Below are 13,113 nucleotides of genomic sequence, written 5' to 3' on the forward strand. Positions count from 1 at the left end.
GCACTCGACCTTGATCTGATTGCAGCGAATATCTCGAAACTCGAACGATCGCCTGAGCGCGCGGCGCTCGACGCGGGCGCGGGCGTTTTCGGTCGGCAGCCTGACGAATTCGCCCTGTTGCGCCCCGGCCGGCTCGGCGCCGGTCCGCAACGTGATCACCGCGTATCCGCAATGCGGATGGGACGTCCTGGCGAAACGCGAACGCCACCGACGGCGAACCGCGATCGTCGACGCGCCGGACGATCGCCGCGATTTTGCCGGAACGTCGCGCGGGGTGCGCTGACTTCGAGGTTCGCGATAAATCCATTGGAGCCGGCAAGTTTGGTAGGCTTGTCGTCTGCCTCGGCCTGCCTGATCTCGACGTCGCTGGGCAGCGCGGTAAAACCGGGTATCGTGTCGTGTCGACGAGGTCGGCATGATGTCCGGTTCCCTTATCCGGTGCTGTTCCGGGCGATGGCGATTTCGAGCGAACATAGGCGAACCAAGACGTGCCGGGTGAAGTCCGCCAGGCGAGGGATCGGGGCTGATTCCCGGACGATTGCGAACTGGAGCGAACAGAGTGATTAGGCATATTGTGATGTGGAAACTGAAGGAATCGGCCGAAGGCGCGACGCGTGCGCAGAACGCGCAGAAGCTGAAGGAGAAGCTCGAGGCGTGCCGCGGCATCGTGCCGGGCCTCCTTGCTCTCGAAATCGGGGTCGCGACGCCCGGTCTCGAGGCGACCTGCGACGTCGTGCTCGTCTCCGACTTCGCCGACAAGGCTTCGCTCGACGCATACCAGGTGCATCCGGTGCACGAGGAAGTGAAGAAGTTCGTCGGCGCGGTGCGCGAGAGCCGCGAGTGCATCGACTACCTCGTCGACGAAGCACGATGAGCGCCGGTTCCGCCACGACCGGCCACGAGCCGGTGATCGAGAGCCCGTTCGTCGATGCGCTCGGCGTGCAGCTCGTATCCGCGAAGGACGGTGCGAGCGAGATCGTGCTGCCGCTCGCCGAGCAGCACATGAACACGTGGAACATCGCGCACGGCGGCGTCACGATGACGCTCGCCGACGTCGCGCTCGCGATGGCCGCGCGCAGCCTGACCGACGACGGCGTCGGCGTCGTCACGGTCGAGATGAAGGTGAACTTCATGCAGCCCGGGCGCGGCGAGCTGCGCGCGTACGGCCGCGTGCTGCACCGCTCGACGACGATGGCGTACTGCGAAGGCGAGGTCCGCGACAGCGCGGGCAACTTCGTCGCGAAGGCGCTCGGCACGTTCAAGTACATGAAGCGGCTCGCGGTCGGCCGCGACATCGCGCGGCAGCGCACCCGCACGGATCCGGGCGCGCATCCCGGCCCGAGCGACGCATGACGCATCCGAACGGCCCCGCCCATCGGCGGGGCCGTTTGCCATTGGCGCGCGGCAAAGCGCGCCGCGATGCACGAGGAGGCAGGCGATGTCACAGATCAACCGGCAGGTACTGCTCGTGTCGCGCCCCGAGCGCGAGGCGAGCATCGACAACTTCAAGCTCGTCGAGACGCCGTTCGCGCCGCTCGCCGACGGCGAGGTGCGCGTGCGCAATCATTTCCTGTCCGTCGATCCGTACATGCGCGGGCGGATGAACGCGGGAAAGTCTTACGCGGAGCCGCAGCCGCTCGGCGAAGTGATGGGGGGCGGCACAGCGGGCGAGGTCGTCGAGTCGCGGAATCCGGCGTTCGCGGTCGGCGACAAGGTGGTCGGCGCCTATGGCTGGCAAGCGTACGGCACGTCGACGGGCAAGGAACTGCGCAAGGTCGACACGACGCACGTGCCGCTGTCCGCGTATCTCGGGCCGGTCGGCATGCCCGGCGTGACCGCGTGGTATGGCCTGAATCGGATCATCCGGCCTCGTGCGGGCGAGACGATCGTCGTCAGCGCGGCGAGCGGCGCCGTCGGCAGCGTCGTCGGGCAGCTCGCGAAGCTCGCCGGCTGCCGCGCGGTCGGCATCGCGGGCGGTGCGGACAAGTGCCGCTACGTCGTCGATTCGCTCGGCTTCGACGCATGCGTCGACTACAAGGCGGGCCGGCTCGCCGACGATCTCGCGGCCGCCGCGCCGAACGGCGTCGACGGCTATTTCGAGAACGTCGGCGGTGCGGTGCTCGACGCGACGCTCGCGCTGATGAATCCGTTCGGCCGCGTCGCGATGTGCGGGATGATCTCGGTGTACGACGGCGCGTCGGCGCCGCTCGCGAACCCGGCGCTGATCCTGCGCGAGCGGCTTCTCGTGCAGGGCTTCATCGTGTCCGAGCATTTCGACGTGTGGCCGGAGGCGCTCGCGCAGCTCGCCGCGCTCGTCGCGCAGAAGAAGCTGCATTACCGCGAGACGATCGCGCAGGGGCTCGAGCGCGCACCCGACGCGCTGCTCGGGCTGCTCAACGGACGCAATTTCGGCAAGCAGCTCGTCGCGCTCGTCTGATGGGCCGTGGCATCATACGGCGCGTGTCCCGAGCTTTCCGTCGGCGCGTTCGCGCCGTTTGCCCGCCGTTTGCCTTTTACGATGCCGCTGAACCCGAAGATTGCGCAGGTGCTCGACATGATCGAGCGCGCGAAACGTCCCGATTATCATGAACAGACGCCCGCGCAGGCGCGCGCGGCCTACGAGAAGAGCGCGCCGATCCTCGACGTCGCGGCAGCACCGATGTTCTCGGTCGAAGACCTGCGGCTGCCGTCGCGCGATGGCGGCGCGTTCGGCGCGCGGCTCTATCTGCCCGTCGAGCCGAGCCTCGCCGAGCCGCTGCCCGCGCTCGTCTACTATCACGGCGGCGGCTTCACGGTCGGCAGCGTGAACACGCACGACGCGCTGTGCCGGATGTTCGCGCGCGACGCACGCTGTGCGGTGCTGTCGGTCGACTACCGGCTTGCGCCGGAGCACCGGTTCCCGACTGCGGTCGATGACGCGGAGAACGCGCTCGTGTGGCTGCACGCGCGCGCGTCGAGCTTCGGGATCGATCCGGAGCGGCTCGCGGTCGGCGGCGACAGCGCGGGCGGCACGCTCGCGACCGTGTGCGCGGTGCTCGCGCGCGACCGCGGAATCGCGCTCGCGCTGCAACTGCTGATCTATCCGGGGACCACGGGGCACCAGCAGACCGAATCGCACGCACGGCTTGCGAAGGGCTATCTGCTGTCGGCTGACACGATCCAGTGGTTTTTCACGCACTACGTGCGCGACGCGTCGGACCGCGACGACTGGCGCTTCGCGCCGCTCGACGGCACGCGCGGCGCGCCGTCGTTCGAGCGCGTCGCGCCTGCGTGGATCGCGACGGCGGAGTACGATCCGTTGTCCGACGAAGGTGACGCGTACGCGGACAAGCTGCGTGCCGCGGGCAACAAGGTGACGCTCGTCGCGTATGCGGGGATGATTCACGAGTTCTTCAAGATGGGCGGCTTCGTGCCGGAAGTGCGTCTTGCGCATGCGGACGCGGCTTCTGCGTTGCGCGCAGCGTTCGAGGGCGATTGAGCTTGAACGCGAGCGAGGCGATCGGCGGGGCCGGGCGCGGGCTTCGCGAACTGGACGAGCTTCACCGGTCGAGCGAGATTCGTGGCGGCTGCGAGGGCGGGTAGGGTCGGCCGGGCGGCGGATGCTGGCGATCGGCCGATTGCCGCGGCGTGGCATTCGACAGGCGATATCTGCATCGATTTTGCCGCTTGCGGTTGCGATCGGCTGCGACCGGCGGCGCGGCGCGAAACCGCCGGATACGCGGGGCGTGAACGCAGTGCGCAACGCCCGACGCGCGCTGGCTAACGAGGACGCGGCACATGGACAGCATTGAGATCGAAACCGGCGACTGGTCACGGCTGGGCTGCGACGCGTCGCGAATCCGCGATACCGTGTTCGTGCGCGAGCAGCGCATCCCGGCCGAGCTCGACCTCGACGACGACGATCCGCATGCGCGGCACGCGGTCGCGTATCTGGTCGACCGGGTGGCGGGCGCGCGGCGCGCGGTCGCGACGGGGCGGTTGCTGCCGACGGGCGCGATCGGCCGGGTGTCGGTGCTCGCCGACGCGCGCGGCCGCGGCGTCGGCTCGCGGCTTCTGCATGCGCTTCTCGCCGAAGCGCGGGTGCGCGGCGACGCGCTCGTGCGTCTTTACGCGCAGCAGCGCGCGGTCGCGTTCTATTTGCGGCTCGGTTTTCGGATCGTCGGCGAGCCGTTCGTCGAGGCGGGCGTGCAGCATATCGAGATGGCGCGCGAGCCGTGAGCGGTCCGGCGTCGCGCGTGGGCGCCGAATCGGCGCGCGTGACGCGTGCAAGGCGGGACGGAGCACGATCCGTTTGCCGTCCGGTCGGTCAGGCTGGACGCGGGGCGGCGGCATGCGATGAACGGCCGCGATTTCACCGCGACCGCCGATTTTGATACGGCGACCTATGCTGATCGAATCCCGAATCCCGAATCCCGAATCCCGAATCCCGAATCCCGAATCCCGAATCCCGAATCCCGAATCCCGAATCCCGAGTCCCGAGTCCCGAGTCCCGAGTCCCGAGTCCCGAGTCCCGAGTCCCGAGTCCCGAACCCGTCACCGCCGCGCGGCGCCGCCCTCGTCGACGTCGAACGTGAACGCCCGCTCGAACGTGCCCGGCCGCACGATCCGGTGCGAGCCGTCGTCGTCGCAGCGCTCCTTGACGTCGAACCTCAGCCGTCCCTCGACATCGCGCGCGACCCGCAACGCGGTCGTGCCGCGCGATCCGTATTCGGGCGTCTCGATGAACGCCGCAGACAGCGCGCGCTCCCGCTCGAGCGGAATACCCGTGCGCGGCAGCGCGTCGTCGGCGGCCTCGCGGGTGTCGCGCATCATCTCGATCAGCGCGTCGAGGGGGGCGGCCGCGTCGCCCGTGAGCAGCGTGCCGAGCTCGCTGCGCTTCGCGACGAGCTTCGGCCACGGCGCATCGAGCCGCGCGTTCGACAGCCCGTGCACGCCGGGCGCGACGAGCGCGGGGGCGTCGGGCGCCGGCTGCGCGTCGGCCGGGCGGTTGCAGTACCACGCGAGCTCGCCGCGCACGGCGTCGCCGACGAGCAGCGTGAAGCCGTTGTAGAACACGGCCTTTTCGGCGACGATCGCGAGAAAGTCGAGCGGCGCAACGTTGTTGCCCGCGAGGAACTCGGAGACGAGCTTGCCGCGCGTGGGCGCGCCCGCGCGGATGTCGAACGGCGCGCGATAGTTGGTGAGCGCGGCGAAGCGGCCGTCGCGCGCGACGCCGAGCCACGTGCCGCCGCCTTCGAGATCGCGGCCCGCCAGCACGTTCGGCGCGTCGCTCCACCAGGACAGCGGCGCGCTCGTGCGGCGGAAGAATTCGTCGCGGTTCGCGGCAAGCGTCAGCACCGGGCCGTGGGTGGCGTCGGGCTGCCAATCGAATACGATCAGGCACATCGGGCGATATCCTCGCTGGGTGAGGCCGGACGGCGCGTTGCGGCGCGTGTCGTCCGGCGGCGCGCGGCAGTCAGGCTTCGGCTTGCAACGCGTAAGGAAGCGGCAGGAATGCGAGCGTCGGACCGCTCGCGGAAGCCAGGTGGACCGACCCGCTCTCGAGCGCGGCGAGCTTGATCTCGACGAGCGCGTCGACGCCGCCTTCGGGCGCCGCCGCCGCGTTGACGATCATCCCGCACGGCTGACCGGGGTCGTCCGAATGATAGAGCTCGACGCCCGCGTGCGCGGCGTCGGTGTCGACCGCGACGTGCGCGAGCGCGGTGCGGCGCTTGATCGTGCCGCGGTACTGGCTGCGCGCGACGACTTCCTGGCCCGGATAGCAGCCCTTGCGGAAATTGACGCCGCCGATCACGTCGAAGTTGACCATCTGCGGGACGAATTGTTCGACGGCGGGCCGCGTGATCCGCGGCTCGCCCGCGCGCACGTCGAGCCAGTCCCAGACGGCGGCCGACACGCGCGGCAGCGCGGCTTCGAGCGCGGGCAGGCACGCGTCGAGCTCGACGCGCGTGCCGATCCACAGATAGCGCGCGCGGCCGGCCGCGTCGGACAGGCGGATCAGCGCGCCGGCGGGCGCGTCGACCTTCGTATGGACGCCGTCCGGCAGCGCGTCGAAGACGCCCGACAGCGCGGCGCGCACGTCGCCCGCGAAGCCGACCGCGACGAGTGCGTCGCTCGCGTCGGCGAGCTTCGCCTTCGCGCGCAGCACGAACATCGACAGGCGCTTCTGCGCCGCGGGCTGCACGTCCTTCGACACGAGGAGGCGCACGTCGTGGCCGGCGCGCCACGCGAGGAACGATGCGAGGAGGCGCCCCTTCGGCGAGCAGTAGCCGGCGAGGCGTGCGCTCGCGGCGTCGAGATGTTCGATGTCATTCGTCAACTGGCTGTGCAGGAACGTGGCGGCGTCGGCGCCCGTCACATCGACGATGCCGAACTGTTCGAGCACCGCGAACGCGCCGCGCCCGAGCGCGGCGGCGAAATCGCCGGCGGGCGGACGGGGCAGCGCCGGCAGCGCGGCGGGAACGGCGGCCTGCGTGGCCGGGGAGGCGATCGGTGTGCTCATGGAATGAGGGAACAGTCAATCCTGACTTTGGCAGAGGCGAGCAAGTATTATATGAGTCTTACCTGATTCACGTTCCGCATGTCCCTACTGAAGAAGTGCGCCGCGCTCGCGGCGCTCGCCGTCGTATTGCTGGGCGCCGCGTGCGCGGGCGGCGCCTATTACTGGGCCACCCGGCCCCTCGCACTCGCCGCGCCGACCCTCGACGTCACGATCAAGCCCCGCAGCAGCGTGCGCGGCGTCGCGCTGCAGCTCGCGCACGGCGGCGTGCCCGTCGAGCCGAGGCTCTTCGTCGCGATGACGCGCGTGCTGTTGCTGTCGAGCCGGCTCAAGTCCGGCAACTACGAATTCAAGACGGGCGTGACCCCTTACGAGGTGCTGCAGAAGGTCGCGCGCGGCGACGTCAACGAGTCCGTCGTCACGGTGATCGAGGGCTGGACGTTCCGGCGGATGCGCGCGGAGCTCGACGCGAACGCCGCGCTCGCGCACGCGAGCGCCGGGATGAGCGACGCGGAGCTGCTGCGCGCGATCGGCGCGCCCGACGAGGCCGTCGCGCGTGGCAGCGGCGAGGGCCTGTTCTTTCCGGATACCTATCTGTTCGACAAGGGCACGAGCGACCTGAACGTCTATCGCCGCGCGTACAAGCTGATGCAGATGCGCCTCGCCGACGCGTGGACGGCGCGCCGGCCCGGCCTGCCGTTCAAGACGCCTTACGAAGCGCTGACGATTGCGTCGCTCGTCGAGAAGGAGACGGGGCACGCGGCCGATCGCGGATTCGTCGCGGGCGTGTTCGCGAACCGCCTGCGGGTCGGGATGCCGCTGCAGACCGATCCTTCGGTGATCTACGGAATGGGCGACGCGTACGCCGGGCGGCTGCGCAAGCGCGATCTGCAGACCGACACTCCGTACAATACCTACACGCGCCGCGGGCTGCCCCCGACGCCGATCGCGCTGCCGGGCGAGGCGGCGCTCTACGCCGCGGTGAACCCCGCGGCGACGTCCGCGCTCTATTTCGTCGCGAAGGGCGACGGCACGAGCGTTTTTTCCGACACGCTCGGGGATCACAACAAAGCCGTGGACAAATACATACGAGGTCAATGAATGGCGCGTGGCAAATTCATCACGTTCGAAGGGATCGACGGCGCGGGCAAGACCACGCATCTGCAGTGGTTCTGCGACCGGCTCCAGGAAAGGCTCGGGCAAAGCGGCAAGCACGTCGTCGTCACGCGCGAGCCAGGCGGCACGCGGCTCGGCGAGACGCTGCGCGAGATTCTCCTCAACCAGCCGATGGATCTCGAGACCGAGGCGCTCCTGATGTTCGCCGGCCGGCGCGAGCATCTCGCGCTCGTGATCGAGCCCGCGCTCGCGCGCGGCGACTGGGTCGTGTCGGACCGCTTCACCGACGCGACGTTCGCGTACCAAGGCGGCGGGCGCGGGCTGCCGCGCGACAAGCTCGAGGCGCTCGAGCGCTGGGTGCAGGGCGGTTTCCAGCCGGACCTGACGGTGCTGTTCGACGTGCAGCCGCAAGTCGCGAGCGCGCGCCGCGGCGCGGTGCGAATGCCTGACAAGTTCGAGAGCGAGTCCGACGCGTTCTTCGCGCGCACCCGCGCCGAGTACCTGCGCCGCGCGCAGGAGGCGCCGCATCGTTTCGCGATTATCGATTCGAGCGAGCCGATTCCGCAGATCCGCAAGAAGCTCGAAGGCGTGCTCGCCGCGCTGTGACGAAAGGAAGACGCGAACGATGATCTATCCGTGGCAGACCGACGACTGGAACCGCCTACAGGCGCTGCGCGCGCATTGGCCGCACGCGCTGCTGCTGTACGGCCAGGCGGGGATCGGCAAGCTCGCCTTCGCGCAGCATCTCGCGAAGGGTTTTCTGTGCGAGGCGCCGCATGAGCGCGGCGAGCCGTGCGGCGCGTGCGCCGCTTGCACGTGGTTCGAGCAGGGCAATCATCCCGATTACCGGATCGTCGTGCCGGAGGCGCTCGCGGGCGAGCTGCCGGGCGCGGCCGACGAGCCGAAGGCCGCCGACGCCGACGAAGGCGGCAAGAAGACCAAGACGCCCAGCAAGGAAATCAAGATCGAGCAGGTGCGCGCGCTCGTCGACTTCTGCGGGATCGCGTCGCATCGCGGCGGCGCGCGCGTCGTCGTGCTGTATCCGGCCGAGGCGCTCAACGTCGCGGCCGCGAACGCGCTGCTGAAGACGCTCGAGGAGCCGTCCGCGGGCGTCGTGTTCCTGCTCGTGTCCGCGCGCATCGACCGGCTGCTGCCGACGATCGTGAGCCGCTGCCGCCAGTGGCCGATGACGGTGCCCGCGCCCGACGCGGCCGCGGCCTGGCTCGCGGCGCAGAACGTCGCCGATGCGAATGCGCTGCTCGCCGAAGCGGGCGGCGCGCCGCTCGCCGCGCTCGCGCTCGCGAGCGACGAGAACCGGCCGCTGCGCGACTGGACGCTCGCGCAGCTCGCGGCGGGCGCCGCGTGCGATCCGTTCGCGTGCGGCGAGACGCTGCAGAAGCTGCCCGTGCCTGTCGTGCTCGGCTGGCTGCAGCGCTGGCTGTATGATCTGCTCGCCGAGCGCGCGGCGGGCGCGCCGCGCTACTTCCCCGCGCAGCGGGCGGCGCTCGCGCGCTGCGCGGCGGCGCTCGACGCGAACGCGTTCGCGCGCTTCCAGAAGACGGTCACGCGGCAGCGCGCGGTGGAGAACCATCCGCTCGGCGCGCGCCTCGTGTTCGAAGAGCTGTTTCTCGGCTACCGCGAGCTGTTCGCGTAGTCCTGCCCAACCGTTTCGCCCATCGAATCGCCATCCATGACTCAGCTTGCCTACCGCGACGCCACGCCCGACGATCTGTCCGATATCGTCGCGATCTACAATTCGACGGTCGCGTCGCGCCGGGTGACGGCCGATACCGAGCCCGTGACGGTCGACAGCCGCCGCGCATGGTTCGACGCGCACAATCCGCACGCGCGGCCGCTGTGGGTCGTCGAGGAAGCGGGGCGGGTGATCGCGTGGCTGAGCTTCTCCGATTTCTACGGCCGTCCCGCATACGGCCACACGGCGGAGATCAGCATCTATCTCGACGAGACCGCGCGCGGCAAGGGGCTCGGCGGCAAGCTGCTCGAACTCGCGCTCGCGAAGGCGCCCGAGCTCGGCGTCCACACGGCGCTCGGCTTCATCTTCGGTCATAACGAGCCGAGCCTGCGGCTCTTCGCGCGCCACGGCTTTTCGACCTGGGGCACGCTGCCGCGCGTCGCGGTGCTCGACGGCGTCGAGCGCGATCTCGTGATCGTCGGCAGGCGGCTCGTCGACGCGTAAGCGCGCGCGGGTTTATCCGCCGGGCCGCCGCCGCGCGCAGCAAGGAATTCATCATGTTCGTCGATTCTCACTGTCACATCAATTTCGAAGGGCTCGCCGACCGTCTGCCGCAAGTGCTCGACAACATGCGCGAGCACGGCGTCACGCACGCGCTCTGCGTGTCGGTCGATCTCGAGACGCTGCCGTCGGTGCTCGCGATCGCGCGCGATCACGACAACGTCTTCGCGTCGGTCGGCGTGCATCCGGATCACGAGGACGCGAAGGAGCCGACGCTCGCCGAGCTCGTCGAGCTCGCCGCGCATCCGAAGGTCGTCGCGATCGGCGAGACGGGTCTCGACTACTACCGTCTCGACGGCCGTTCGATCGCCGACATGGAATGGCAGCGCCAGCGCTTTCGCACGCACATCCGCGCCGCGCACGCGACGGGCAAGCCGCTCATCGTTCATACGCGCGCGTCGTCGGAAGACACGCTGCGGATCATGGCCGAGGAGCGCGCGAGCGTGCCGGGCGGCGTGATGCACTGCTTCACCGAGCCGTGGCCCGTCGCCGAAGCGGCGCTCGCGCAGAACTTCCACATCTCGCTCTCCGGCATCGTCACGTTCAAGAACGCGACCGACGTGCAGGACGTCGCGCGGCGCGTGCCGCTCGACCGTCTGCTGATCGAGACCGATTCGCCGTACCTTGCGCCCGTGCCGTATCGCGGCAAGCCGAATGAACCTGCGTACGTCAGTTATGTCGGACGCTTTATCGCGGCGCAACGCGGGATGACCGACGAGGCGCTCGCCGCCGCGACGTCGCGGAACTTTTTCCGGCTGTTCAAGATCGCCCGCGCGGGCGACGCCAGCCCAGTCAACCAGGGGTAGGAGCTGAAAAAATGAAGTCGATCAAATACTTGTCGAAACAGTGCGCGATGGGTGCCGTGCTGCGCACGCTCGCGGTCGCGGGCGGGCTCGGCGTGCTCGCGGCGGCGTCCGCGCACGCGGAGTCGCTCGACGGGATCGTGAAGGCCGTCAAGTTCGACGACATCAAGGACATCTCGAAACAACTGAAGAACGGCCTCGACCCGAACACGATTGCGCCGAACGGCGATCCGCTCATCGTGGTCGCCGCGCGCGAGAAGTCCGATCAGGTCGCCGCCGCGCTCGCCGCTGCGCCGAACGTCGATCTCGACAAGGAAGACAAGGCGGGCGAGAACGCGCTGATGCTCGCCGCGCTGAACGGCGATCTGCCGCTCGTGAAGCTGCTCGTCGACAAGGGCGCCGAAGTGAGCAAGAAGGGCTGGGCGCCGCTCCATTACGCGGCGACGAACGGCAACGACGACGTCGTCAAGTACCTGCTCGACAAGTCCGCGTACATCGACGCCGCGTCGCCGAACGGTACGACGCCGCTGATGATGGCCGCGCGCGGCAACCACGGCCCGACCGTCACGCTGCTGCTCGACCAGGGCGCCGATCCCGCGCTGAAAAACCAGCTCGGCATCACCGCGCTCGACTTCGCGAAGCACTACAACGCGCCGGACGCGACCGCGATCCTGTCGAAGCGCACGGTGCGCATCGGCGACGCGCCAGCGCCGAACGCGCAAAAGAGTGCAAAATAACGGTTTTCGGCGCGGCGTCCTGCCGCGCCTTTCGTCGTATCGGCGGTTTCGCCTTCTGACATAAGGAAGATTCATGTTGCGGGCTATGTTTTGTGCCGCCGCGTTCGCCGTGCCGCTGACAGCGGCCGCCTTTACGGCCGGCGACCTCGACAAGCTGTGCGCGAAGACCGACGTCAAATCGCGGGCATCGTGCGCGGCGTACATCGAAGGCGCGGCGGACGGCGTCTACAACACGATCGACGCGATCGGCGGCACGACCGGGCCGCGCGTCGGCCAGTACTTCTGCCTGCCGCCCGACATCAAGGCGCAGCAGATGACCGACGCGGTGCGCAAGTACATCGCGGAGAATCCGAAGCTCGCCGACTACAACGCGAGCACGGCAGTGTCGCTCGGGCTCGGCAAGGCGTTTCCCTGCCGCAGCTATTGATCCGGGCCGGCCGCCGCCCCAGCGCGGAGACGCGTTCCCCGCGAACCTGACTTAGACACGGCGCGCATGATGACGATCGACGACCTGTGGCGCATTGCCGATGCGCCGCTTCATACCTGGCTCGGCACGCTCGTCGTGTCGGCGCTCGTGGTGCTCGTGGTCGCGGGCATTCACCGGATCGGCGCGCGCATCGTAGTGCCGATCGCGCGGCCTTATCCGTTCATGAGCGTGATCGTGTCGTACGTCGACCGGCCGTCGCTCGTCCTGCTGTCGTTCCTTGCGCTCGAATTCCTGTGGCTGCAGGTCGCCGACGCGCTGCCGCACGCGGCCGGGCTGCGCACGCTCGCCGCGGTCGGCACGATCGTGTCGCTGACGTGGCTGCTGATGCGGCTCGCCGCCGCGGTCGGCGACGCGATCATCCGCGCGCATCCGATCGATACGTCTGACAACCTGGAGGCGCGGCGCATCCACACGCAAACCCGCGTGCTCGCGCGGACCGTGATGGTGCTGATCGTGGTCATCGGCACGGGCGCCGCGCTGATGACGTTCCCGAACGTGCGGCAGGTCGGCGCGAGCCTGCTCGCATCGGCGGGCGTCGCGGGCCTCGTCGCCGGCATCGCCGCGCGCCCGGTGCTCGGCAACCTGATCGCCGGGCTGCAGATCGCGCTGTCGCAGCCGATCCGGCTCGACGACGTCGTCATCATCCAGGGCGAGTGGGGGCGCATCGAGGAAATCACGGGCACTTACGTATCGGTGCGCCTGTGGGACCAGCGGCGGCTCGTCGTGCCGCTGCAGTGGTTCATCGAGAATCCTTTTCAGAACTGGACGCGCAGCAGCGCCGAGCTGATCGGCACGGTGTTCCTGTACGTCGACTACCGGTTGCCGCTCGATCCGCTGCGCGCGGAGCTTGCGCGGATCGTCGCCGCCGCGCCCGAATGGGACGGCCGCGTGCAGGTGCTGCAGGTGACCGACGCGACCGAGCGCTCGATGCAGTTGCGCGCGCTCGTCAGCGCGCGCGATTCGTCGCTCGCGTGGGATTTGCGCTGCCGCGTGCGCGAGGGGCTCGTCGCGTTCATCAACGCGCACTATCCGCATTGCCTGCCGCGCGAGCGCGCCGAATGGACGACGCCCGGCGCGGCCGCGCGCGAGCCGCAGCCGGGTGAGCGCGTACTCGAACCGGCCGCGAGCACCGCGGCGTTTACCGCGGCCGATCCGACGGCGTCGGAGACCAGCGCGCCGCGCGCGCCGTAATCGAGCGGAGCGCGTCGCGACGGGCG

The 13,113-nt window shown here is 69.5% G+C and carries 15 protein-coding genes; 13 read left to right on the top strand and 2 right to left on the bottom strand.

From position 1 onward, the window contains the following. The first annotated feature begins 559 nt into the window (after positions 1 to 559). The 5 genes from WS70_RS08215 (at position 560) to WS70_RS08235 (ending at position 4,218) form a co-directional block, all read left to right on the top strand. Positions 560 to 874, top strand: a complete 315-nt coding sequence (locus tag WS70_RS08215; protein ID WP_059471271.1) for a Dabb family protein — start codon at positions 560 to 562, stop codon at positions 872 to 874. Continuing rightward, a complete protein-coding gene (locus tag WS70_RS08220; RefSeq protein WP_059471272.1) occupies positions 871 to 1,353 on the top strand; it encodes a PaaI family thioesterase in 483 nt (160 codons plus the stop codon). Before WS70_RS08215 ends, WS70_RS08220 begins: the two co-directional genes overlap by 4 nt. An 85-nt stretch (positions 1,354 to 1,438) precedes the next feature. Continuing rightward, on the top strand, positions 1,439 to 2,437 hold the full coding sequence (locus WS70_RS08225) for an NADP-dependent oxidoreductase (protein ID WP_059597092.1): 999 nt from the start codon (positions 1,439 to 1,441) through the stop codon (positions 2,435 to 2,437). 81 nt (positions 2,438 to 2,518) lie between these two features. Further along, positions 2,519 to 3,478, top strand: a complete 960-nt coding sequence (locus tag WS70_RS08230; protein WP_059597091.1) for an alpha/beta hydrolase — start codon at positions 2,519 to 2,521, stop codon at positions 3,476 to 3,478. A gap of 299 nt (positions 3,479 to 3,777) precedes the next feature. Then, positions 3,778 to 4,218: a GNAT family N-acetyltransferase gene (locus tag WS70_RS08235; protein WP_059471275.1), complete on the top strand. Its 441-nt coding sequence runs from the start codon at positions 3,778 to 3,780 to the stop codon at positions 4,216 to 4,218. A gap of 315 nt (positions 4,219 to 4,533) precedes the next feature. On the opposite strand, the gene WS70_RS08245 is transcribed toward WS70_RS08235, so the two are convergent. Then, the gene (locus WS70_RS08245) at positions 4,534 to 5,385 is read right to left on the bottom strand and encodes an NRDE family protein (protein WP_059597090.1); all 852 of its coding nucleotides are present in this window, start codon (positions 5,383 to 5,385) and stop codon (positions 4,534 to 4,536) included. 70 nt (positions 5,386 to 5,455) lie between these two features. Continuing rightward, on the bottom strand, positions 5,456 to 6,502 hold the full coding sequence (gene ygfZ, locus WS70_RS08250) for a CAF17-like 4Fe-4S cluster assembly/insertion protein YgfZ (protein ID WP_059597089.1): 1,047 nt from the start codon (positions 6,500 to 6,502) through the stop codon (positions 5,456 to 5,458). 78 nt (positions 6,503 to 6,580) lie between these two features. Here ygfZ and mltG point away from each other — a divergent pair, with 78 nt between their 5' ends. The 8 genes from mltG to WS70_RS08290 all read left to right on the top strand — a co-directional run bounded on the left by mltG (position 6,581) and on the right by WS70_RS08290 (position 13,087). After that, a complete protein-coding gene (gene mltG, locus WS70_RS08255) occupies positions 6,581 to 7,600 on the top strand; it encodes an endolytic transglycosylase MltG (protein ID WP_059471278.1) in 1,020 nt (339 codons plus the stop codon). Further along, positions 7,601 to 8,221: a dTMP kinase gene (gene tmk / locus WS70_RS08260; protein ID WP_059471279.1), complete on the top strand. Its 621-nt coding sequence runs from the start codon at positions 7,601 to 7,603 to the stop codon at positions 8,219 to 8,221. 19 nt (positions 8,222 to 8,240) lie between these two features. Then, entirely contained in the window at positions 8,241 to 9,269 is a 1,029-nt protein-coding gene (locus WS70_RS08265) for a DNA polymerase III subunit delta' (RefSeq protein WP_059471280.1), read from the top strand. A gap of 36 nt (positions 9,270 to 9,305) precedes the next feature. Beyond that, the gene (locus tag WS70_RS08270; RefSeq protein WP_059597088.1) at positions 9,306 to 9,812 is read left to right on the top strand and encodes a GNAT family N-acetyltransferase; all 507 of its coding nucleotides are present in this window, start codon (positions 9,306 to 9,308) and stop codon (positions 9,810 to 9,812) included. Between the two features lie 53 nt (positions 9,813 to 9,865). After that, positions 9,866 to 10,675, top strand: a complete 810-nt coding sequence (locus WS70_RS08275; protein ID WP_059597087.1) for a TatD family hydrolase — start codon at positions 9,866 to 9,868, stop codon at positions 10,673 to 10,675. 11 nt (positions 10,676 to 10,686) lie between these two features. Beyond that, complete coding sequence (locus WS70_RS08280) at positions 10,687 to 11,409, top strand: ankyrin repeat domain-containing protein (RefSeq protein WP_059597086.1); 723 nt, start codon at positions 10,687 to 10,689, stop codon at positions 11,407 to 11,409. A gap of 73 nt (positions 11,410 to 11,482) precedes the next feature. Next, positions 11,483 to 11,836 carry a Rap1a/Tai family immunity protein gene (locus WS70_RS08285; protein WP_004192506.1) on the top strand — a complete coding sequence of 118 codons (354 nt, stop codon included), beginning with the start codon at positions 11,483 to 11,485 and terminating at the stop codon, positions 11,834 to 11,836. A gap of 66 nt (positions 11,837 to 11,902) precedes the next feature. Next, positions 11,903 to 13,087, top strand: coding sequence for a mechanosensitive ion channel family protein (locus WS70_RS08290; protein ID WP_059471284.1), 1,185 nt, complete (start codon positions 11,903 to 11,905; stop codon positions 13,085 to 13,087). Positions 13,088 to 13,113: the final 26 nt, after the last annotated feature.

Source organism: Burkholderia mayonis, assembly GCF_001523745.2.
Taxonomy (GTDB): Bacteria; Pseudomonadota; Gammaproteobacteria; order Burkholderiales; family Burkholderiaceae; genus Burkholderia; species Burkholderia mayonis.

What these genes read in the sequence shown, in the direction of transcription:
- WS70_RS08270 (WP_059597088.1), top strand. Translation starts at nt 9,306, where the DNA reads ATGACTCAGCTTGCCTACCGCGACGCCACGCCCGACGATCTGTCCGAT.
- WS70_RS08245 (WP_059597090.1), bottom strand. Translation starts at nt 5,385, where the DNA reads ATGTGCCTGATCGTATTCGATTGGCAGCCCGACGCCACCCACGGCCCG.
- WS70_RS08280 (WP_059597086.1), top strand. Translation starts at nt 10,687, where the DNA reads ATGAAGTCGATCAAATACTTGTCGAAACAGTGCGCGATGGGTGCCGTG.
- ygfZ (WP_059597089.1), bottom strand. Translation starts at nt 6,502, where the DNA reads ATGAGCACACCGATCGCCTCCCCGGCCACGCAGGCCGCCGTTCCCGCC.
- WS70_RS08225 (WP_059597092.1), top strand. Translation starts at nt 1,439, where the DNA reads ATGTCACAGATCAACCGGCAGGTACTGCTCGTGTCGCGCCCCGAGCGC.
- tmk (WP_059471279.1), top strand. Translation starts at nt 7,601, where the DNA reads ATGGCGCGTGGCAAATTCATCACGTTCGAAGGGATCGACGGCGCGGGC.
- WS70_RS08220 (WP_059471272.1), top strand. Translation starts at nt 871, where the DNA reads ATGAGCGCCGGTTCCGCCACGACCGGCCACGAGCCGGTGATCGAGAGC.
- WS70_RS08285 (WP_004192506.1), top strand. Translation starts at nt 11,483, where the DNA reads ATGTTGCGGGCTATGTTTTGTGCCGCCGCGTTCGCCGTGCCGCTGACA.
- WS70_RS08235 (WP_059471275.1), top strand. Translation starts at nt 3,778, where the DNA reads ATGGACAGCATTGAGATCGAAACCGGCGACTGGTCACGGCTGGGCTGC.
- WS70_RS08230 (WP_059597091.1), top strand. Translation starts at nt 2,519, where the DNA reads ATGCCGCTGAACCCGAAGATTGCGCAGGTGCTCGACATGATCGAGCGC.
- mltG (WP_059471278.1), top strand. Translation starts at nt 6,581, where the DNA reads ATGTCCCTACTGAAGAAGTGCGCCGCGCTCGCGGCGCTCGCCGTCGTA.
- WS70_RS08290 (WP_059471284.1), top strand. Translation starts at nt 11,903, where the DNA reads ATGATGACGATCGACGACCTGTGGCGCATTGCCGATGCGCCGCTTCAT.
- WS70_RS08275 (WP_059597087.1), top strand. Translation starts at nt 9,866, where the DNA reads ATGTTCGTCGATTCTCACTGTCACATCAATTTCGAAGGGCTCGCCGAC.
- WS70_RS08265 (WP_059471280.1), top strand. Translation starts at nt 8,241, where the DNA reads ATGATCTATCCGTGGCAGACCGACGACTGGAACCGCCTACAGGCGCTG.